Annotated in this window: 15 protein-coding genes; 11 read left to right on the top strand and 4 right to left on the bottom strand. The window is 58.1% G+C overall.

Going from position 1 to position 21,061, the window contains the following annotated elements:
- Positions 1 to 287 precede the first annotated feature (287 nt).
- The 6 genes from M9Q49_RS08280 (at position 288) to M9Q49_RS08255 (ending at position 7,212) form a co-directional block, all read left to right on the top strand.
- A complete protein-coding gene (locus M9Q49_RS08280; RefSeq protein WP_254508249.1) occupies positions 288 to 1,253 on the top strand; it encodes a bestrophin family protein in 966 nt (321 codons plus the stop codon).
- 13 nt (positions 1,254 to 1,266) lie between these two features.
- Positions 1,267 to 1,827 carry a sigma-70 family RNA polymerase sigma factor gene (locus M9Q49_RS08275; protein WP_254508248.1) on the top strand — a complete coding sequence of 187 codons (561 nt, stop codon included), beginning with the start codon at positions 1,267 to 1,269 and terminating at the stop codon, positions 1,825 to 1,827.
- 107 nt (positions 1,828 to 1,934) lie between these two features.
- On the top strand, positions 1,935 to 2,681 hold the full coding sequence (locus tag M9Q49_RS08270; RefSeq protein ID WP_254508247.1) for a DUF5655 domain-containing protein: 747 nt from the start codon (positions 1,935 to 1,937) through the stop codon (positions 2,679 to 2,681).
- Positions 2,682 to 3,033: 352 nt separating this feature from the next.
- Complete coding sequence (gene nagB / locus M9Q49_RS08265; protein ID WP_254508246.1) at positions 3,034 to 3,846, top strand: glucosamine-6-phosphate deaminase; 813 nt, start codon at positions 3,034 to 3,036, stop codon at positions 3,844 to 3,846.
- A gap of 51 nt (positions 3,847 to 3,897) precedes the next feature.
- Positions 3,898 to 5,595, top strand: a complete 1,698-nt coding sequence (locus tag M9Q49_RS08260; RefSeq protein WP_254508245.1) for an arylsulfatase — start codon at positions 3,898 to 3,900, stop codon at positions 5,593 to 5,595.
- Between the two features lie 93 nt (positions 5,596 to 5,688).
- Complete coding sequence (locus M9Q49_RS08255) at positions 5,689 to 7,212, top strand: hypothetical protein (RefSeq protein ID WP_254508244.1); 1,524 nt, start codon at positions 5,689 to 5,691, stop codon at positions 7,210 to 7,212.
- A 100-nt stretch (positions 7,213 to 7,312) separates the two neighbouring features.
- Here M9Q49_RS08255 and M9Q49_RS08250 read toward each other — a convergent pair whose 3' ends face one another.
- On the bottom strand, positions 7,313 to 8,311 hold the full coding sequence (locus tag M9Q49_RS08250) for a sugar phosphate isomerase/epimerase family protein (protein ID WP_254508243.1): 999 nt from the start codon (positions 8,309 to 8,311) through the stop codon (positions 7,313 to 7,315).
- Between the two features lie 240 nt (positions 8,312 to 8,551).
- Here M9Q49_RS08250 and M9Q49_RS08245 point away from each other — a divergent pair, with 240 nt between their 5' ends.
- Complete coding sequence (locus M9Q49_RS08245) at positions 8,552 to 9,649, top strand: hypothetical protein (protein WP_254508242.1); 1,098 nt, start codon at positions 8,552 to 8,554, stop codon at positions 9,647 to 9,649.
- Entirely contained in the window at positions 9,642 to 10,337 is a 696-nt protein-coding gene (locus tag M9Q49_RS08240) for a hypothetical protein (RefSeq protein ID WP_254508241.1), read from the top strand. The genes M9Q49_RS08245 and M9Q49_RS08240 overlap by 8 nt, the downstream gene beginning before the upstream one ends.
- Positions 10,338 to 11,067: 730 nt before the next feature.
- Here the strand turns inward: M9Q49_RS08240 and M9Q49_RS08235 are convergent.
- From M9Q49_RS08235 to M9Q49_RS08225, 3 genes are all read right to left on the bottom strand, one after another.
- On the bottom strand, positions 11,068 to 11,949 hold the full coding sequence (locus M9Q49_RS08235) for a WD40 repeat domain-containing protein (protein ID WP_254508240.1): 882 nt from the start codon (positions 11,947 to 11,949) through the stop codon (positions 11,068 to 11,070).
- Positions 11,950 to 12,118: 169 nt separating this feature from the next.
- The gene (locus tag M9Q49_RS08230; protein WP_254508239.1) at positions 12,119 to 13,474 is read right to left on the bottom strand and encodes a DUF1501 domain-containing protein; all 1,356 of its coding nucleotides are present in this window, start codon (positions 13,472 to 13,474) and stop codon (positions 12,119 to 12,121) included.
- An 89-nt stretch (positions 13,475 to 13,563) separates the two neighbouring features.
- On the bottom strand, positions 13,564 to 14,142 hold the full coding sequence (locus tag M9Q49_RS08225) for a mismatch-specific DNA-glycosylase (RefSeq protein ID WP_254508238.1): 579 nt from the start codon (positions 14,140 to 14,142) through the stop codon (positions 13,564 to 13,566).
- A 215-nt stretch (positions 14,143 to 14,357) separates the two neighbouring features.
- On the opposite strand from M9Q49_RS08225, the gene M9Q49_RS08220 reads away from it, so the two are divergent.
- From M9Q49_RS08220 to M9Q49_RS08210, 3 genes are all read left to right on the top strand, one after another.
- Positions 14,358 to 15,008 carry a response regulator transcription factor gene (locus M9Q49_RS08220; protein ID WP_254508237.1) on the top strand — a complete coding sequence of 217 codons (651 nt, stop codon included), beginning with the start codon at positions 14,358 to 14,360 and terminating at the stop codon, positions 15,006 to 15,008.
- A gap of 51 nt (positions 15,009 to 15,059) precedes the next feature.
- A complete protein-coding gene (locus M9Q49_RS08215; RefSeq protein ID WP_254508236.1) occupies positions 15,060 to 15,422 on the top strand; it encodes a response regulator transcription factor in 363 nt (120 codons plus the stop codon).
- A 77-nt stretch (positions 15,423 to 15,499) separates the two neighbouring features.
- The gene (locus tag M9Q49_RS08210) at positions 15,500 to 21,034 is read left to right on the top strand and encodes a trifunctional serine/threonine-protein kinase/ATP-binding protein/sensor histidine kinase (protein WP_254508235.1); all 5,535 of its coding nucleotides are present in this window, start codon (positions 15,500 to 15,502) and stop codon (positions 21,032 to 21,034) included.
- Positions 21,035 to 21,061 lie beyond the last annotated feature (27 nt).

Below are 21,061 nucleotides of genomic sequence, written 5' to 3'. Positions count from 1 at the left end.
ATGCTACCGAATCCCACAACCCGGCAAAACTTTATGTCGCGATTAACGGCAAAACTATGTGTCGCGATTAACGGCATAACTTTATGTCGCGTGACAGAGCCTCGCCCTCCCTTCGCTCTCACCGCGACAGCGCCGCTGGCGTGAAACGACCGTTAGTTCGCCAGATAACCTCTTGCCAAAACGGCCAGTGGCACCGGTGAGCCGAGCTGCCGACGTTCCCTCGCCAATCCAGCACTGGCTCTGGCCAGTGGCACACGGTGGCATGTCACTCCACCCCCGAATTCCCATTGGCGAACGTCGTCGCAGCCCGTAAATTCGGCGGCATGATTAGTTACAACCCGCACGATTGGCGATCGCACCTGCTCGATATTCGCGGCTCGATGCTGCCGGAAATTATGGGCCGGGTCGCCCTTTGCGTCGGTTGGTCGGTGCTCGTGACGGCGGCTCACGAGTTGTTGCCCCCGTGGATCCATGGGTTCTCGTTGTCCGTCCCTTCGACCGTCCACACTCTCATCGGAACCGCGCTCGGTTTGCTCCTGGTGTTTCGCACCAATTCGTCGTACGACAAATTCTGGGAAGGCCGCAAGCTGTGGGGCGGCATGGTCAATGAATGTCGCAACCTCGCCCGCCAGGCCACCACCCTGCTCACGGCAGCTCCGGAACTGCAACGCGAATTAATCCTCTGGACTGCGTCGTTCCCGTATGCAGCCATGTCGGCTCTGCGCGGAGCAAAAGCCCTCGCGCCGAGCAGTAAGGACCTGCCTCAAGCAGACGTTGGCGCCGTGCTCGCCGCGCAGCACATGCCGCTGGCCGTCGCGCAGCGAATTTCGCGCGCCGCAGTCACCGCCCGCAACCGGCAAGTCATCAGCGATCAGATGCTGATGCTCTTCGATCAAAACGTAAATCTGCTAATCGACTACATCGGCGCCTGCGAGCGAATCCATAAGACGCCGATTCCGTTTGCCTACATGGTGCATTTGCGGCGAGCACTCATTCTTTATTGCTTCACGCTGCCGTTCGTGCTCGTCGAGCCGCTGCATTGGTGGACCGTCGGCGGCACGCTGCTCGTGGCCTTTGTTTTTTTTGGCATCGAGGAAATCGGCGTCGAAATCGAAGACCCGTTCGGCTTCGACGAAAACGACCTCCCGCTGGAACGCTTCTGCCAGACCATCGAAGGCAATCTGCTCGCCGTGATGGATCCTGCCGAACCCAAGCCGTGGCCGACGAGCGGCAACGGCGACGAGCAGAATTGAATACAATTCGAGCATGTCATCTGCCAATGCCCCTCTCGACCCCGAGCAGTTCCGCTCGTACTTGCGGCTGCTCGCGCGAATGCAGTTGCCGCCGCGACTAGCGCCGAAGGTCGATACTTCGGACGTCGTGCAGCAGACGCTGATTCAGGCCTATCAAGGACTTGCTGGTTTTCGGGGAGCAACCTCGCGCGAGATGGCAGGTTGGCTGCGGCAAATTCTGGCGAATCATCTGGCCCACGTCGTGCGCGACTTCGGCCGGCAGAAACGAGACGCCGGAAGAGAGTTGCCGCTCGCACAGGTTCTTGACGATTCGTCGGCCCGGCTCGAAGCCTGGCTCGCGGCAGAACAATCGAGCCCCAGCGATCGGGCTCAGCGAAATGACCTGCTGTTGCGGATGGCCGATGCGCTCGAATCGCTCCCCGACGAACAGCGCGAGGCAGTCGAGCTGCACTACTATCACGGCTGGACGTTGGCCCAGATTGCGACGCATCTCAACCGCACGCCGCCGAGCGTCGCCGGCCTGGTGCATCGTGGCGTGCTGCGACTGCGCGACAAACTCGGCGAGGCATCGTAAGCCGGTTTTTCGCAGCAAAATGGCTGAAAAGTATTCGACCCGCCCCCCGGCAGATGTAATACTAACCCCAGCCTCTCTCTCAGCTGCCTACCCACTTCGAGCTCGCCATGCCTTCTGCCAAGTCTGCGAATGTGACTACCGCTGCGCGAAAAAAGTCCTCCGTCGCTGTTGCCGTGAAGCGGCGTCGCGCCAAAAAGCCAGCCAAGCTGCTTGCCAACCCGGCGATCGTGGCGGCTCCAAAGCCGAGTCTCTACAGCGTGCATCCCGGCATCGCGATGGTGCAAAAGTGGATCTCGGAGCTCAAGGGAAAAACGGGCCGCGATGTCGAAGAGTGGCTGAAGCACATTCGCACCGCCGGACCAGACGATAAGCAGGACTGCCAGGAATGGCTGAAGAAGAAATTCAACTTCGGCACGAACACCTCAGGCTGGTTGGCCGAACGAGCGTTTGGAAAAGGCGAAGGCGTGGCCGCGGAAACGCCCGAAGAATATCTCGCCACCGCGCCGCAATATGTCGCCGAGATGTATGCCGGGCCGCGGCAAGGCTTGAAGCCGTTGCACGATCGCCTGATTGAGCTCGCTCAATCGCTCGGCGACAGTGTGCGGATCTGTCCGTGCAAAACCATCGTGCCTTTGTACCGCCACCATGTCTTTGCCGAGATCAGGCCGGCCTCGAACACGCGCATCGATCTCGGCTTTGCGCTGCAAGAAGAACCTTTCACCGCGCGACTCGTCGACACCGGCGGCACGGCGAAAAAGAACCGCATCACTCATCGCGTTTCGATCACGAAACTGAGCGATATCGACCTGCAAGTTCGCCGTTGGCTGAAGCAGGCCTACGAAGTTGATGCGTAGCCATTGTCGTCGATCACTCCGTGCTCGACGTATCGAGGTCAACCAACCGCGCGCCGCCGAAAGAGCTCCGCGACTTTCGGCGAGTTAGGCGAGTGGAGGTTAGAGTGCTCGGTCGGCGAGCGGGACGCGGAAGCAAAAACCGCCGTCGAGTCTGCTCGCCAAATCCGGAACTTCGCGGAGCTCGTTCCTGCAACCGTGATGATCCACCTCAGCCCATCGATTTCGGAGAAATCGACGACATTGTCGTCGTTCACTCCGTGAACGATGGAGCGCGCTCGGTCGGCCGACTCCCCTCGTCAGCTTGCGCTGCTCCGCATAGCATGGTTCATACTTCGAGTATAAGGACCCCGCCATGCGCGTCATCATCGAAACCAATTCTCAAGCAGCCAGCCGCCGGGCCGCCCACTTCGTCGCCGATCTCGTTAAGCGTAAGCCCGATTGCACCCTCGGCTTGGCCACCGGCAGCACCCCGCAGATGCTCTATCGCGAGCTGATCCGCCTGCATCAGGAAGAAGGGCTCGACTTCTCGCAGGTCCGCACGTTCAACCTCGACGAGTACGTCGGCCTCGGGCCGGCTCATCCGCAGAGCTATCGCCACTTCATGCAGGTGAATCTGTTCGACCACATCAACGTCGCGCCGGCGAACACGCACGTGCCCGATGGCCGGGCGCTCGATTTCGAAGCGCATTGCCGGCAGTACGAACAGCTGATCAAAGAAGCCGGCGGCATTGATCTGCAGATTCTCGGCGTCGGCACCGATGGCCATATTGCGTTCAACGAACCTGGGTCGTCGCTCGGCAGCCGCACGCGACTCAAGACGTTGGCGAGTGAAACCATCCGCGACAACGCTCGCTTCTTCGGCGGCGAAGAAAAGGTTCCTCGCCTCGCCGTGACGATGGGCGTCGGCACGATTTTGGAAAGCCGCCGCTGTTTGTTTCTGGCCTTTGGTCCCCACAAAGCGATCGCGGTACGCGATACCGTCGAAGGGCCGATCACCGCGCAGGTCACGGCGTCGGCGCTGCAGCTACATCGCGAAGTAATTGGCGTCTTTGACGAAGCGGCCGCCCGGTTGCTGGTTCGCCGCGACTACTACGCCGAAGTCGAACGGGCTCAGTGCCTGCTCGAGAGCGGCAAGTTGCGCGAGCTCGGCATTGGGGCTCAGTAGCTCTGTCCGACAACACCTCTCTCAACGCGACTTTCCCGCGCGGAGTTTTTTATGCATCGCATTTGCCTCCTGTTTGCCGCCGCGTTTTTTCTGGCTTCAAATCTCACCGCCGCCGAGCGTCCCAACGTCGTCATCATCATGAGCGACGATATGGGCTTCTCCGACATCGGCTGCTACGGCGGCGAGATTCAAACGCCGAATCTCGATGGACTCGCAGCCGGTGGTTTGCGGTTCACGCAGTTCTATAACATGGCCCGGTGCTGCCCGACGCGAGCCTCGCTCCTCACCGGTCTGTATCCGCATCAGGCCGGCGTCGGCCACATGATGGATGACCACGGCAAGCCGGGCTACACGGGAAACCTCAACGCCGATTGCCGCACGATCGCGCAGGTGCTGAAGCCCGCCGGCTATCGCAGCTATGCCTCGGGCAAGTGGCACGTCACGCGCAACACGCAACCGGAAGGGGACAAGCACAACTGGCCGCTGCAGCGTGGTTTCGAGCGGTATTACGGCATGATTTCGGGCGCCGGCAGCTTTTATGATCCGTTCACGCTCTGCCGCGACAACACGCTCATCTCGCCCTATGCCGATGCGGAGTATCAGCCGAAGCAGTATTACTTCACCGATGCGATCAGCGATCACGCGGTGAAGTTCATCGGCGAGCACGAGCGCGACCACCAGCAAGAGCCGTTCTTTTTGTACGTCACTTACACGGCTGCCCACTGGCCGATGCACGCGCTGCCAGAAGACATTGCAAAATACAAAGGCAAGTACGACGCCGGTTACGAAGCGATTCGCAAAGCGCGCCTCGCAAAGTCTGCCGAGCTCGGTCTGATCGACAAGGCTCAAGGTCTGGCGCCGCAGGCCGGCGATTGGGATGCCGTGAAAAACCGCGAGCGCGAAATCGCTTGCATGGAAGTCTACGCCGCGATGGTCGACCGCATGGATCAAGGCATTGGCAAGATCATCGCCGAGCTGAAGCGAACCAACCGCTTCGACAACACGCTGATTTTCTTCCTGCAAGACAACGGCGGTTGCGCCGAAGCCAACGGCCGCAACGTGACGATGAACCGCGAAGATGGCCCGCGCAAGGACAAACCTTCGCTGCCACCGATTGCCCCCACGGCGCTGCCGAACACCAATACGCCGCCGCAAACGCGCGATGGCTATCCTGTTCGCCAGGGACCGAACGTGATCCCCGGCCCGTACGACACCTACGTCGCTTATGGTCAGGGCTGGGCGAACGTTTCGAACACGCCGTTCCGCGAATACAAGCACTGGGTTCACGAGGGAGGCATCAGCACGCCGCTCATCGCTCACTGGCCGAAGGGAATCACCGCCAAGGGCGAGCTCCGCAAACAGCCGGGGCATTTGATCGACTTAATGGCCACCTGCGTCGACCTCGCCGAAGCGAAGTATCCCGCCGAAGCCACGCCGCTCGTCGGCCTGAGCTTACGGCCCGCGTTTCAGAATGAACCGCTCAAGCGCGACGCCATTTATTGGGAACACGAAGGGAACCGCGCGGTGCGCGTCGGCGATTGGAAGCTCGTTGCCAAGCACAACCAGGAATGGGAGCTATATGACATTGCGCAGGATCGCATCGAAGCCAAGAACCTGGCCGCGAAGCATCCCGAAAAAGTGCGCGAGATGAGCGAGCTCTATACAAAGTGGGCCGAGCGCTCGAACGTCGCGCCCTGGCCCGTGGCTCAAGCCGCGGCCAAGAAAAACGCCAAAAAGAAAGGGAATTAGCCCACCTGCCGAGAGAAACGAAGTGTTGCTTCGTTGGTTAAATGCGACGTAGAATCCGAGTTCATCCCGCAATAACCTTCCCAACGGCAAACCATGGCAATCCAGGCCTGCTCAATTCGCAGTAGTCCCCTCGCCGCTGTGATCGCGATTTTCCTGGCCGGCACTTTCCAAACTGCGTCGGCGACCGATTACTTCCTGACCATCGGCGGCGGCTACAGCAAAGCAGGGAATCAGGCCTCGCTCGAAGCGAACGTCGTCTTCTATCAACAGCTGCTCACCGACAAACATCGCGGCCCGCGGCGGCACGACATTCTGTTCGCCGATGGCAACGATCCCGGCGCCGATCTGCAAGTGCTCGCCGATAAGCCCACGAAGAGTATCGCGCCGGCCACCGACTTGTTGGCCGTGCTGCATCGTCGCAACAGCGAAGAGAAAGTCACCTATCGCAATCACCGCGTGCAACCGCTGGTCGGAGCGCTCGATCCCAAACTCGTGCGCAATCAACTCGATGTGCTCTCGAAAACGATGCGCACCGGCGACCGCATGCTGGTCTATGTCACCGCGCACGGCAGCGAAGGACCGAAGGACGACCGCTTCAATACGACCATCGATTGCTGGAACAACCGCAAGTTCACCGCTCGCGAATTTACCGGTTGGCTCGATCAGTTACCCACCGACGTGCCAGTGGTGATGGTGATGGCCCAGTGCTACTGCGGCGGTTTTGCCCACACGATTTTCAACGGCTTGGATGAAAAAAAGGGCCTGTCGCCGCAGCTGCGCGTCGGCTTCTTTGCCCAGCAACACAACTTGCCCGCCGCTGGTTGCCGGCCCGACGTCGAGCACGACGAAGAGTTCAGCAGCTACTTCTGGGGCGCGATGGCCGGCAAGACTCGCAACGGCGTGGCCATCAAAGGTTGCGACATTGATGGCAATGGATCGATCTCGTTTGCCGAGGCGTATGCTCACATGGTAGTTGCGGGCGAGACGATCGACATTCCGCTCCGCAGCTCCGAAGTTCTCTTGCGGACTTACAGCCGATTGACTCCCGAAGAAGCAACCGATGAAACGCGCGATGGCCCCGAGCCGCCGAAGCTATTCACCATGACTGGCTCGGTCGAATCGTTGTTGATGCACGGCGGACAAATGTCGAAGCACATGGCCACGCAACTGGCGAAGACGCTCGACGTATCGTTACAAGACGACGTCTCTGCCGTGACGCGAGGCTACGACGAAAGTCGCCGTCGCGCGGCCAGTCGTGGTCGCGGCCGCCAATCGTCGGGACGGCGCGACCTGCTGAAGGAAGTCAGCGAGAAGTATCCAGAATTGGGCGACGAGAAGAAGTGGGCCGAGTCGTCGCTCCTCAAGGCAGAGAATCAAGAATCGCTGCTCGCCGAGCTGCAGCAACTTCCCAGCTGGAAGCTCTTCGACGAACGACGGCAGCAAGCGACCACGGCTGACAAAGAAGGAGACCAGCGGGAAATTCGCAGCGTGAAGTTCCGCCGTTTGCTAAATGTGCTGGAAGGAATCGTGCTGGAAAAGAACTTGCCGCTCGTTGCTGCGCCAGAGATCGTGGAGCGGTATCGGCTGTTGGTGGCGCTCGAGAAGACGGGGCTCTAGGAGGTCGAGTTCCACTTACTGCGTGCGTGGCTCTTTGACGAAAAAAGGACGGACCAAATGGCCCGTCCTTCTCTGAATTTGTGATCTCAGTCTGAGCTGACTAGGCTTTTTCAAACGCCGCATCGAACGCACGGCCGCTCGGGGCGAAGTCCTTTTGGCGAACAAAGGCAGCCGCTTCCTTAGCGCCGAATTCGCGTTCCATGCCGCTGTCTTCCCATTCCACGCTCAGCGGGCCTTGGTAACCGACGCGGTTCAGTTCGCGAATGATCTCTTCGAAGTTCACCGTGCCGCGGCCCGGGCTGCGGAAGTCCCAACCGCGACGATGATCGCCGAAGTTGATGTGGCTCGCGAGAATGCCGCTGCGGCCGTTGAGCGTGACGATCGCATCCTTCACGTGCATGTGATAGATGCGGTCGGGGAACGCCCGAATGAACTCGACCGAATCAACGCCCTGCCAATGCAAGTGGCTGGGGTCAAAGTTGAAGCCGAACTCCGGACGATGATCGAGCGCTTCGAGAGCCCGCTCGGCAGTGTAAATGTCAAACGCGATTTCGGTCGGATGGACTTCGAGCGCAAACTTCACGCCGCATTCGGCAAAGACATCGAGAATCGGATTGAACCGTTCGGCGAACAGTTTGAAGCCGTCATCGATCATCTTGGCCGACACCGGCGGGAACGAATACAGCAGGTGCCAGATGCTGCTGCCGGTGAAACCGTTGACCACTTCCACGCCGAATTTCTTCGCGGCGCGGGCGGTGTTTTTCAATTCTTCGATGGCCCGCTTGTTCACGCCGTCCGGCTTGCCGTCGCCCCACACATAGGGCGGCAGGATCAGCTTGTGGCGCTCGTCGATAATGTCGCATACGGCCTGGCCGACGAGGTGGGCACTGATGGCGTGGCATTGCAGACCGACGTTGTCGAGCAGCTCGCGCTTCCGCTTGCAGTAGCCGTCGTCGCTGAGGGCTTTGTCGACTTCGAAGTGGTCGCCCCAGCAGGCGAGCTCGATGCCGTCGTAGCCGAAATCCTTCGTCTTACGGGCCATCGTTTCGAGCGGCAAATCGGCCCACTGGCCGGTGAAGAGGGTAACCGGACGCGGCATAAAGCAAACTCCTGGTCAGCAAATCAAATAGGTTGGTGGTGGGAAAGAACTGCAATTGTGGCGGCTCGGTGGCAGGTTCGCAACTGGCGTTTTGCCGCAGCGAAAATGTCGAACGCACATTTATGAAATCGACGCATGGGCAGTTTCCCGCTGCTCGATTGGCGGCGTCTTCAATACATTGCGGTCTGCTGGATATCAACTTAGTCGGGTGGTAAGCTTCCCCCCAAAGGCTGCGCCCGAGTGTCCTCGCCCACTCGTCGTTTTGGCCACTACGGAGCATCCGGCGAACGCTGTTTTCGCATTCAATTTGCGAACGAGAGTCCACAAATGCCGCGGCAGTTGGAATTAGAAATCGGGAATCTGCTTTGCAAATTCGGAGAAAAGTTGGTCCTAAATGACCTTCTTACGCCAGTTGTAGTCCCAGCGTTCTTTGCGGACACAACGCGAAGCTATCGGGATACGTCATACTTCTTCACCCGTCAAAAGTTTAGCTATCTAAAACCTGGTGATATTGACACGTTGGCACTTACCTGCCGCTTCGTAAAAAATACCGTCTTGCGTAGGCATCAAATCTTTGATTCCAACAAGGGGATTGTACAGAGCGAAGATTCCATGGAATCTGCGCCCAGTTCGATCGCAATCTTGCTGCTATCCACTCATCGCCTGCTTTACGTCAGAGAAGTTCCGAATGCACCTTCGATGAATCAATTTGCGAGTACGTTCAAATTCCTCTTACGTAACTCGGTCATGAACTATCACAATTCACTCTATTCGCAGGCAGAAGCTGGACTTAAGCCAATCTCAATGCGAGCTATTAAAGCTCAGATACCCATTCCTGAAGTTAGCGTCATACCTTTGGTTTCACGAGAGTCGCTGAAAACGTTCGTTGATCGATTTGAGATTTTGAAAAATTTAAAAGTGCAACTCGCCCCAACAAACAACGAGCTTGACAACGAAGACTTCTTCAAGAATCTGCGGAAACGCAAAGAAGAAGTTGGCAGTACAACTACGGTCGTCGTACACAGAAACAATGCCGGACTAAACAAACAGGGTTGCCTTGAGCATGTGGAGGCGGCAAAACAGGGCAATGCATTCGTTGAAATGCGAGGGGTTGACGCCCAGGGTGACGAGCTTGTTGGAACAAACAGCGAGTTCTCAGTCAAAGCCCTTCTTCCCAAGGAAACGAAAGCGATGTCAAAGAACATCGAACAGGCCATCGACAAATATTTCGAATTGCTCGGCTCTGAAGTTATCACCGTCGGCAAAGCTGCGGACAACAAGAAACAGCAACTCGCGGAGATTCATAACGAACATATGAAAGGACAGAACGATGAGTAGGCAGTTCAGCACAGAGCAGGCTGCCATATTGAAGGATTTGCTGAAAGAGAAAACGCTTTTCGCACTTTACCGCAACTCGTTGAAAATCCCATTTTCTCGCTTTAACTTCTGGATTTCTTGCGTGGGCGGTCTATCGGCATTTGTGGCAAGCTTATGGACAGTGAAATGCACCGACTTGCTTGACAGTCTATCGGCGATCTCTGTGATTGGCATTTCCAGCAGCATCTCACTCCTTGGGTTTCTATTGGCCGGGTTCTCTTTCTTTGCGTCGGTATCTGATCGACTGCTCTTTTGTCGGATGGCAGAATTGCATCACGAGTGCGGCCTATCTTATTTAAAGTACAACTTTCTCGTGTTCATGCGGGTATTCGTTGAGTATTTAGTGTTTTCCGTAGTTTCACTTCTGGTTCTAGTGTTGCTGCAAAAAGGCACTCCGTTTCGCGAGCAGTGTGGTCCGCTATTTGACGCTTGGTTATGGCCAAACTGGGTATCGTTGCCGGTTCTTCCTGGCACGATACTCGGCGCGTTGCTCATGTCATCGTATGTCGGCTTCTTTCTATTTTTGCTGCTTCAATTGAAGTCATTCATATTTAATATCTATCATGTGGTAATGACGAATATTCGATGGGCCCTTGAGACCGAGTATTTGGAGCGGGGATCTGAAACTGGCGACACCAACAAAGAGTAGTCTGTTCAAATCAGGATTTCCAGAAAGCGGTGCAATGTCTTCCTGCAAGAGATGCCGCATCTCGGTTGTTGTGTATCCAAAATTAGGTCGCTCGAAAATCGTTGGAATTTCCGCGCACACTATGGTTCTGCGGAGCGCCGTTCGACCGCTTTCGACGACTGTCTTGAGGTAAACCCTTGCCACTCATTTCCTGCCCCGATTGCCAGCGTGAAGTTTCGACGAGGGCGACGGCCTGTCCCCATTGTGGCTGTCCGGTCAATTCGACCGATGCGGCAGTAACCGAATTGACGGATGCGCCGATTTACATTGGCCCCGAGGAGCCCAAGCCAAACGCCAATCGGCCAGCGCGCAAATCTCGCTCGGCCGCACGACAAACCGAAGGGAACCGCTGTTTTGAATGCAATCGGATCGCCACGCGGGCTTGTCCTCACTGCGGCCGGTTCTGTTGCGATGAGCACACTGGGCCATCGAAATTAAATGGAATTGCTTGGTGCCGCAGTTGCACACCCGATCGGCGCGCGGCCCTCGTGATCATGGCTTTGCTGTTCTTGTTAGTCACCGTATTGTTGATCCTGCAAATTTCGCAGAAGCAACGATCGCATTTGCGACATCGTTGACCGTGGGACGGACCATTGGTCCGTCTGGGGTTGCTCTTGCAGACGAACGGGCTTGGTACCCGCGGCTTGGCCGGACCAATGGTCCGGCCTACGTTTGAAGAACGATTTCAACGTTAGACGATCGCCCAAATCTTGATCGTGCGATCGAAGCTCGCCGAAGCCACTTGTTTGCCGTTGGGTGAAATCGCCACGCCGTAGACGTTGTTCTTGTGGGCTTCGGTCGTTGCGAGAAGTTTGCCGCTCGGCAGTTCCCACAGCCGCACAGTGGCGTCGTGACCGCCGCTGACGAGGAGTTGGCCGTCGCGCGCGATGGCCAGACTCTTCACGGGGCTCGCATGACCCTCAAGAGTTTGAAAACGTTCGCCGGAAGCAAAATTCCAGAACTCGATGAGTCCGCTGTTGCCGCCAGAGATCACCGTTTTGTTGTCGGGCGAAAAACAAACCGCCTGCGGCACGCCATCGTTGCCGGTCAACGTGCGGCTCGAAGCTTTGGCCACATCCCACAGCCGCAGCGTGCCGTCGTTGCTGCCGGAAATGCACTGCTTGCCATCGCTCGACAGCGCGACCGAGAACACCGCATCGGCGTGTCCGCTGAGCGTCGCGACGAGCGCGCCATTCTCCGCCGTGAGCACGCGAATCGATTTATCGTGACTGCCGGTCGCGATCGTGGTGCGATCGGCCGAGATGCCGAAGCTCTCGATATAACCACCATGGCCGGTGTAGGTAGCTTCCGCGGCGGCCGCAGCGACGTCCCACACTTTCACGCTGCGATCGAGGCTCGCCGAATACAACTTCTTGCCATCGGCAGAGAATGCACAGCCACACACGCCGTCGCCATTGCCGGTGAGTCGCGCGAGTTCCTTGCCGGTGGCGACGTCCCACAGCTTGAGCGAGTTATCGAGACTCGCCGTCGCCAACTGCTTGCCATCGGGCGAATACGCCACCGCGTAGACGGAGTTGGGATGCTTCAGCGTGTGGAGAAGTTCGAGTTTCATGGTCGGCTTTCCTAGGCGTCGAACGCTCCGCGGTCGATGAACCGTGGTGACTTGCGGCGGGCGCAAATCGTTGGCTTGGTGGGAGCGCGAGGCAACGAATCACAGCGACGCTGGGGCCATTCATCGATCGCGGAGCGAATCGACGACTTCGCGAAACGAAAAGCAACGTTCAAATCACTTCGCGCAGCGGTTGATACTGCGTGTGATCGACCAGATACCGCGGCCTACCGCTCAAATCGTTGACCGTCGCGCGATTGATATCGATCCCCAGGCGGTGATACATCGTGGCAAAGATGTCCTGAAAATGAACAGGCCGTTCGCTCGCGTGATCGCCGAGGCGATCGGTCGCGCCGATGACCTGGCCGGTTTTCATGCCGCCGCCGGCGAGCATTGCGCAACCGACGTTGGGCCAGTGGTCACGGCCGCCGTTCTTGTTGATCCGCGGTGTGCGGCCGAATTCGCCCCACACGACGATCGACACATCGTCGATCATGCCGCGCTCGGTCAAATCATCGACGAGCGCGGTCAGCCCTTGATCGAGTTGCGGAAAGTGATCGCGGGAATTGTCGAACGTCGTGCCGTGCGGTCGACCGTGCCAATCCCATCGGCCATACGCGAGGGTCACCACGCGCACGCCCGCTTCGACGAGCCGCCGCGCGCTCAGCAGATATTCGTTCATCAGCGGTCCCGCATCGCCATAGCCGGCGTTCTCGGGCGAGCCGCGGCCGTAGCGATCGAGCACCTTCGGATCTTCCTTCGACAGATCGAGCGCATCGGCGAGTTGGCCGGAAGTGAGAATGCTGAAGGCCTGCTGCTGATAAGCATCGAGGCCGGCAATCGCGCCGGTAGCGTCGGCGGTTCGTTTGAAGCGATCGAGCTGTTGCCCCAGCGCGCGGCGGTCGGCGAGTTGCTCGGTCGAAACCGTGCCGATCGACAAACCACCGCCATCTTTATTGGGCGTGAACGGGCCATACGCCTGGCCGACGAAACCGGCCTGCCCCGAATCGCCCCAAGCGCCGTTTTTTGTTTTGGTCGAAAGATTCACAAACGGCGGAGTGCCTGGATTGCTTGGTCCTTTCAACTTCGCCACGATCGAACCAAACGAGGGCCAACCGCCGGGCGGTTGCTGCTGCACCGGCCAACCGGTGTTGCATTGAAAGGCCGCGTGCCGACCTTCGGAGCCAACCAGCGAGCGAATGATCGTCCAGCGATCCATCGTCGCGGCGAGGCCGGGCAAGTGTTCGCAAATTTGAATGCCGGGAACCTTCGTGGCGATCGGTTTGAACTCGCCCCGAATCTCAGCGGGGGCATCCATCTTCAGATCGACCATGTCCTGATGCGGAGGCCCGCCCGCCAGGAAAATCATGATCACCGCCTTTTGCCGCTGCGGCTTGTTGCTCGCCCCTTCGGCTTGCAGCAGTTGCGACAGACTCAAGCCACCCATGGCCAGGCCGCCGATCTTGAGCACCGTGCGGCGCGACAGACCGTCGCAGAATTGGTGAGTTTTTCCTCGCACCGTCAGCATCGCCAACTCCCTCAGTGAAGAGTGGATCGCCGCCCGAACTCCAATCAGCTGCTGTTTATATCATCGGCAACGTTCTGGGGTCAACAAAATCAATTGCCATGCTCTGCCATCGCATAGGTATGGAGTTCGCCGAAGAGTTTCGCCAAGGCAGCGGGCTGATAATGAGCATTCAGGCCACTGGGGTTCGGGAGAACCCAAGCGTGGCTGCCGCCGAAGGTGTCTGCTTGCAATCCGACGCCGGCGTGCGTGTTACCAGAGACAATCCGATAAGGACCAATGCCGACAAAAGCGATGACCGTGGGACGCCAACGTTTGACTTTCGCTGCCAGTCGCTTGCCGCCGGCGCGAAGTTCTTCGTTCGTCAGTTCATCAGCGCGAGCCGTGGCGCGAGACACAACATTGGTAATGCCGAACTTGAGATCGAGCAACAGAGAGCTCTCAAACGGCGAAAAGAGTCGCGGCGTAAAACCGCCGCCGTAGAGAGCGGGCCAAAAGCGATTGCCCGGTCGGCCGAAATGTCGACCGACCGCGGCGGTATAAAGTCCGGGGTTAATGCCTGCAAATAGCACGATCAGATTTTCGGCAATCAGATCCGGCACGCGCTTGTTGGCCGCAGCTTGAATCTGGGCTTTCGTCGGTTTCCAAGCGCTGGTCGGCGGCCTTTGCATTACTCGATCTTAACCTTTCTTTTCTCTGGGAATGATCGGATGAAAGTATCGGCGAGCGAAGATCGGTTGCGGAATCCAACCCAATACCAAAGTAGGATGCAGATTTTCAATGCGGGTGGGTATATTTTACCGATCTGGACCGCGGAGACGGGGTTAGCGAACAGAAATACCCTTCGTGTTCATCACTGCGCACCAGCGCGAAACCGTGGTGTCTGATGTCGAATGCAACGCCCATCGTATTTGTCGTCGACGACGATGTCTCCGTGCGCGAATCATTGGAATCTCTGATCCGCTGCGAAGGCTGGCGGCCGGAAGGCTTTCCATCTGCCAATGAGTTTCTCGCGCATCCGCGCGCCTCGACTCCCAGTTGCCTGGTGCTCGACCTAACGCTGCCCGGTCTGAATGGCCTCGAACTTCAAGAACGCATTGCCGACGATCGCGGTGACATGCCGATTATTTTCATTTCTGGCTATGGCGATGTGCCGAAGACCGTGCGCGCCATGAAAGCCGGCGCTATCGAATTTCTAGCCAAACCGTTCAATGACGTCGACTTGCTGAGTGCGATCCGCCAGGCCATCGCCCGCAGTCAAACGATACTCGCGCAGCAAAGCGAAATGCAGCAACTTCGCGAGCGCTTTGCCTCGCTTACTCCGCGCGAGCACGAAGTGATGGAGCTGGTTGTCAGCGGCCGGCTGAACAAACAAGTTGGCGCCGAGTTGGGAATCAGCGAAATCACCGTGAAAGCTCATCGCGGCAAAGTGATGGAAAAAATGCAGGCCGAGTCTCTCGCCGATCTGGTGAGAATGGCCGAACGTCTGCGCACAGCGACACCTCTTGGCAGCTCAACTCGCAACTTGCGGGTTTGACACGCATCCTTCCTCTCTGGCGAAAACCACTCTTCGGTCCGACAACAATCCATGCCCGCTTCCCTTATTTCCGTGGTGGACGATGACGAATCACTGCGCGAATCGTTGTTTGGTCTGCTGAAATCGCTCGGTTATGAAGCGGCGGTGTTTTCTTCGGCCGAAAGTTTTCTGGATTCGGATTCGCCCGCCAAAACCGACTGCCTGATCCTCGACGTGTGCATGCCCCAGATGAGCGGACTAGAATTGCAACAAGAGTTGATCAATCGCCGGCAGACAATCCCGATCATCTTTATCACGGCGCATGGGGCAGATGACGTTGCTCGCGTGATGGCCGACACCGCGATCGCCTGCCTCTCGAAGCCATTCAGCGAAGATTCTCTGTTAGGGGCGATCAAGCAAGCGCTCTCGGGTTGAACAAACGTCGCTGGGCATCTCTTCCACTACGAACCGCGTTGATCGCACACGCCCCGCTGCCGACCGGATAAAGAGTCATGCAAGATCTGGCACTCTGCGAGCTTACGCATCTTCGGGAGGATGGTGAGTTTGTAATTGCGCGAGCCCAAGATCCAGGCAGCCTGCAATCTTGGTTGGTAGTGACACCCGCGCGTGAACAACCGGCGGCGAGCAGCCTCGCCCGGCTTGAGCACGCTTTTGCATTGCGCGGCGAATTGGATGTCGCTTGGGCCACGCAGCCAGCGGACTTGGTGATACTCGGTGGCCGAACTGCGCTGGTGATGAATAATCCGGGAGGCCAATTCCTTGATGAGTTGATGGTCGCGCCGTTGCCGGTTCCGCATTTTCTGCGATTGGCGATTAGTCTTGCCAATGCGCTAGGCAGCCTGCACGCGCGCGGCCTCGTACACAAGGATGTGAAACCCGCGAGCTTCATCGTGAGCACGGAATCGGGCGGAGCCTGGCTCACCGGCTTTGGTTTGGCTTCGCGGTTTCCTCGCCATCGGCAGGCTCCCGATCCGCCGGAAATCATCGCTGGAACGCTGGCATACATGGCGCCGGAGCAAACCGGGCGAATGAATCGCACCGTGGATTCCCGGAGCGATCTCTACTCTTTGGGCGTCACACTTTACGAGATGCTCACCGGCAGCCTGCCGTTCACTGCGTGTGATCCGATGGAATGGGTCCATTGTCACACGGCGAGACATCCACCCACGCCGCGCGAACGGCTGGAAAGCGTCCCCGCTGCAGTCTCCGCCATCATCATGAAGCTGCTCGCGAAGACGGCCGAAAATCGTTATCAATCGGCAGCCGGAGCCGAGAGCGATCTACGCCGCTGCCTGTCGGAATGGCAGACGCAGGGACACATCAGCGACTTCGCACTTGGCGAACGTGACAACCTCGACCGCCTCCTGATTCCGGAAAAACTCTACGGCCGAGAGCACGAGGTCGGCACGCTGCTCAGTGCTTTCGATCGCATCGTGGCCGGCGGTCGGTTGGAACTCGTGCTCGTCTCGGGATATTCCGGTGTCGGCAAATCGGCGGTGGTCAACGAGCTGCACAAACCGCTAACCCCGCCCCGCGGGTTGTTCGCGTCCGGCAAGTTCGATCAGTACAAGCGCGACATCCCTTACGCAACTTTGGCGCAAGCGTTCCAGAGTTTGATCCGTCCGCTGCTGAGCAAAAGCGAACAGGAGCTGAGCAAGTTTCGCGCGGCACTTTGCGACGCTGTGGCGACAAATGGCGCCTTGGTCGTAGAGCTGATCCCGGAACTCGTCCATATCATCGGCGAACAACCGGCCGTTCCCGAACTACCTCCGCGCGATGCGCAGGCGCGCATTCATCTGGTGCTGCGGCGGTTCATCCAAGTCTTCGCCCGCGCAGAACATCCGCTGGCCCTCTTCCTCGATGATTTGCAATGGCTCGACGCTGCCACGCTCGATTTGCTGGAAGAGCTTCTGTCGCAAAACGATCTCCGTCATCTGCTCTTGATCGCCGCCTATCGCGACAACGAAGTCCATTCAACGCATCCGTTGATGCGAAAACTCGCAGCCATGCGCGAGGCCGGCGCGATCATGCACGATATCGTCCTGGCTCCGCTCGGCCGCGAAGAATTAGGACAACTCCTGGCCGATTCGCTTCGCTGCGACTCCGCACACGCAGCTCCACTCGCCCGACTGATTCACGACAAAACCTCCGGCAATCCCTTCTTCGCCATTCAATTCATCACGACGCTCGCCGAGGAGGGTTTGCTCACATTCGACTACGCAGCGGCGCATTGGACTTGGGATCTGAAGCAAATCCACAACAAAGGTTATACCGACAATGTCGTGGAGCTCATGATCGGAAAGCTCAGCCGCTTGCCCGTAGCGACGCAAAACGCACTGCAGCAGTTTGCGTGCTTGGGCAATCGCTCTGAGTTCCGGATATTGCAAATGGTTCATCCGAGTGGCAACGGGGCACTACATGAGCACCTCTGGGAAGCGGTCCGGGCTGGCCTGGTTTTTCCATCGGAGACGTTCTACAGCTTCCTTCACGATCGAGTGCAAGAAGCCGCTTACTCGATGATTCCGGTGGAGCTGCGAGCGCAGGCGCATCTGCGAATCGGCAGACTTCTGGCTCAACACACGCCGCCAGCACATCGGGACGAAGTCATCTTCGAGATTGTCAATCAACTGAACCGCGGCCTGCAGCTGGTTACTTCTGCCCAAGAGCGCGAGCAGGTCGCGAATTTGAATTTGGTGGCGGCGAAACGAGCGAAACTCTCAACAGCCTACGCCTCGGCCTTGAAGTACCTGGAAGCAGCTCGCTCGTTGTTGACGGAGGAAGACTGGAACAGAAACTACGATCTCATCTTCTCCATCGAATGCCTGACAGCTGAGTGTGAGTTGCTAACCGCAGAAATGGTCCAGGCCGAAGAACGGCTGACGATGTTGGCACTGCGCGCGCAGCCTCGCCACGATTTCGCAGTGGTAACGCGATTGCGACTTACCTTGTACACGGCTTTGGATCGCAGCGAACTGGCTATCGAAGTGTTCCTCGATTACCTCCGGCGGAGCGGGACGGATTGGTCGCACCATCCGACCCGCGCCGACGTCCTGCGCGAATACGATCGCATCTGGTCGCTGATTGGTAACCGGCGGATCGAGGAACTGGCAGACCTACCGCTCCTCACTGATCCAGATATCTTCGACATGCTGGATGTCTTCACCGAAATCGTGCATCCCGCGATGTTCTACGACGAAAATCTCGCCTCGCTGGCCGTCTGCCGAATGGTGAACCTGAGCCTGGAGCATGGCAACTGCGATGGATCGTGCTTTGGCTATGTGTGGTTTGCCATGTTCGCGGGACCACGTTTTAACAACTACAAAGATGGATTTCGCTTCGGCCAACTTGGCTACGACCTGGTTGAACGAGGAACGTTCCCGCTCTATCAAGCCAGAACGTTCATCACCTTCAGTACGTTGCTCCCCTGGGCCAAGCACGCAGCCGAGGCCCGTGAACTGGTTCGCCGCGCGTACGACGTGGCCTGTCAGACAGGAGACCTGACCTACTCCGCCTACAGTTGGCACGTGTTGATCACCAATCATCTGACCGTAGGAGATGCCCTCAAGGTTGTGCAAGGCGAAGCGGAAATGGGGCTGGCTTTCGCCACGAAACAAGGTTTTGGCCTGGTGGTTGCCAACTGCGGAGCCCATCTGGGTCTGATCCGGACACTTCGCGGATTGACGCCGACCTTCGGCTGCTTTGACCACGACAACTACACCGAAGCAGAGGCCGAAGCTCATTACGCGAGCAATCCCGCGCTCGTGCTCTCCGAGTTCTTCTACTGGACGCGAAAACTGCAGGCCCGATACATCGCCAGCGACTATGCGGCGGCCGTCGCTGCCGCATCGAGAGCGCGTCAGATTCTGTGGACCGCGAGATCACAAGTCGAGACCGGGGACTACCGTTTTTATGCGGCGCTGGCCCACGCCGCCGTGTGGCAAACAGCTACGGTGGACGAACAGCCGCAGCACTGGGCTGCCTTACGCGAACACCAGCAGCAACTCGAAATATGGGCCGAACATTGCCCCACCATTTTTGAAAATCGGATCGCGTTGGTGAATGCCGAAATCGCGCGGCTCACCGGCCAGACACTCGAGGCAGAGCATCTCTACGAAAAGGCAATTCTTTCCGCGCACGTGGGCGGCTTCATTCACAATGAGGCGATTGCCAACGAACTCGCGGCGCAGTTTTACAGGTCGCGAGGCTTTGCCACGATTGCCGATGCCTATCTAAAGAACGCTCGCGCCTGCTACGAGCAATGGGGTGCGCGGGGCAAGGTGAATCAACTCGAGGCCCGCTTCTCGCAACTTCGCGCGGGCTTCGCTGCGCACGTGGCCAGTTCCACCATCGATACTCCCGTCATTCAAATGGATGCGGAGGCCGTCATCAAAGCCTCTCAGACTCTCTCCAGCGAGATGAATCTGCCGAGCCTCATCGAGAAGCTGCTGCGTTTGGCCGTTGAGTATGCGGGTGCTCAACGAGGGCTACTGATCTTGTTGCACGCGGATGGACCGTACATCGAAGCCGAAGCGAATTCCTGGCATGACAGCGTGGAGATTTCGATTCGTCACGAGCGGGTCAGTTCGACGGATCTGCCTCAGTCGACGCTGCAGTTCGTCTTGCGAACGCACGAGCGAGTAATCCTCAATGATGCGTCGTCCAGTCAGAGTCAGTCTGAGGATGAATACATCCGGCACAAAGGCCCCAAGTCCGTCCTTTGCCTGCCGATTCTCAAACAAACCAAGGTCATCGGCGCGCTCTATCTGGAAAACAATCTGGCGTCGCACGCGTTCACTCCAGACCGAGCGGCAATCCTCGACGTGCTCGCTTCGCAAGCCGCCATCTCTTTGGAAAATGCGGCGTTGCTTACCGATCTGCAACTCCAGGTTGGCCTGCTACAGCATTTGCCCGTGTCTGCCTGGACGCTCAAGCCTGATGGAACGCCCGATTTCGTGAATGACAATTGGCTGGAATTCTCTGGTCAAACGCTCGACTTCATCCGCTCACATCCCGAAGCTTGGATGACGGCGGTTCACCCCGATGATCGGGAAATGGCAGCCAAGATCTTTTGGGAGGGCGTGCATTCGGAACAAGGTTTCACGATGGAAACGCGTTCGCTCCGCGCTCAGGATGGAGCCTATCGTTGGCACCTGCAGCAAGCAGTCGTCTTGCGCGATTCGGCCGGAAAAGTTCTGAAATTTGTCGGCACCACGACCGACATCGACGATCAGAAACGTACCGAAGAGGCCTTGCGCCAGGCGCAGGCAGAATTGGCTCACGCGACGCGAGTCACCACTTTGGGAGAGTTAGCCGCATCGATCGCGCACGAAGTCAATCAGCCGATTGCCGGTGTCGTGATCAACGGAAACGCTTGCCTGCGCTGGCTGTCGAAAATTCAAGACGACTCGGCGAGTCTCAAGGAAGCCCGCGAGGCAATTCAGCGCATCATTCGCGATGGCAATCGCACTGGAGAGATCATTGACCGGATCCGAAAACTCTTCAAGAAAACCGATCTGGCCAAAGAGCCACTCGATCTGAACGAAACGGTCCGCGAAGTCATCGCGCTCGCACGCAGCGAAATCGAGAAACAGTGGATTCGGCTGCGACTGGATTTGTCGCCCGATCTGCCGAATGTACTGGGCGACCGAGTGCAATTGCAGCAGGTGTTGCTCAATTTGATCTTAAACGCCATCGAAGCGATGTCGACGGTCGACCATCAAAGCCGTGAACTGATCATTCGCACTCAGTACAGCGAAGAGCGGCACGAAGTGATGGCGACCGTTTGCGACACTGGCATCGGGCTCAGTCGTGAAAACAGCGAGCGCGTCTTTAAGGCCTTTCACACGACCAAGGCTGGCGGCCTGGGGATGGGACTGTCGATCAGCCGCTCGATTGTCGAAAACCACGACGGGCGACTGTGGACCACGCCGCACGATGGGCCTGGCGCCAGTTTTTGCTTTGCACTTCCCTCGCAACCGACGCTCTCGCTGCCAGCGCGCTCGAAGCATCCGACGCGGTCTGCCTAGCGCGCGTGTTGCGGCGGCGGAGAGTCG

This window comes from Anatilimnocola floriformis (genome assembly GCF_024256385.1).
In the GTDB taxonomy this organism is placed as follows: domain Bacteria; phylum Planctomycetota; class Planctomycetia; order Pirellulales; family Pirellulaceae; genus Anatilimnocola; species Anatilimnocola floriformis.
The sequence above is the reverse complement of the archived record's forward strand: the minus strand, read 5'-3'. Positions and strand labels throughout refer to the sequence as shown.

Excerpts from the sequence above, each read along its gene's own strand:
- M9Q49_RS08220 (WP_254508237.1), top strand. The coding sequence starts at position 14,358 with ATGTCGAATGCAACGCCCATCGTATTTGTCGTCGACGACGATGTCTCC.
- M9Q49_RS08260 (WP_254508245.1), top strand. The coding sequence starts at position 3,898 with ATGCATCGCATTTGCCTCCTGTTTGCCGCCGCGTTTTTTCTGGCTTCA.
- M9Q49_RS08230 (WP_254508239.1), bottom strand. The coding sequence starts at position 13,474 with ATGCTGACGGTGCGAGGAAAAACTCACCAATTCTGCGACGGTCTGTCG.
- M9Q49_RS08235 (WP_254508240.1), bottom strand. The coding sequence starts at position 11,949 with ATGAAACTCGAACTTCTCCACACGCTGAAGCATCCCAACTCCGTCTAC.
- M9Q49_RS08215 (WP_254508236.1), top strand. The coding sequence starts at position 15,060 with ATGCCCGCTTCCCTTATTTCCGTGGTGGACGATGACGAATCACTGCGC.
- nagB (WP_254508246.1), top strand. The coding sequence starts at position 3,034 with ATGCGCGTCATCATCGAAACCAATTCTCAAGCAGCCAGCCGCCGGGCC.
- M9Q49_RS08270 (WP_254508247.1), top strand. The coding sequence starts at position 1,935 with ATGCCTTCTGCCAAGTCTGCGAATGTGACTACCGCTGCGCGAAAAAAG.
- M9Q49_RS08255 (WP_254508244.1), top strand. The coding sequence starts at position 5,689 with ATGGCAATCCAGGCCTGCTCAATTCGCAGTAGTCCCCTCGCCGCTGTG.
- M9Q49_RS08250 (WP_254508243.1), bottom strand. The coding sequence starts at position 8,311 with ATGCCGCGTCCGGTTACCCTCTTCACCGGCCAGTGGGCCGATTTGCCG.
- M9Q49_RS08210 (WP_254508235.1), top strand. The coding sequence starts at position 15,500 with ATGCAAGATCTGGCACTCTGCGAGCTTACGCATCTTCGGGAGGATGGT.
- M9Q49_RS08240 (WP_254508241.1), top strand. The coding sequence starts at position 9,642 with ATGAGTAGGCAGTTCAGCACAGAGCAGGCTGCCATATTGAAGGATTTG.
- M9Q49_RS08275 (WP_254508248.1), top strand. The coding sequence starts at position 1,267 with ATGTCATCTGCCAATGCCCCTCTCGACCCCGAGCAGTTCCGCTCGTAC.
- M9Q49_RS08225 (WP_254508238.1), bottom strand. The coding sequence starts at position 14,142 with ATGCAAAGGCCGCCGACCAGCGCTTGGAAACCGACGAAAGCCCAGATT.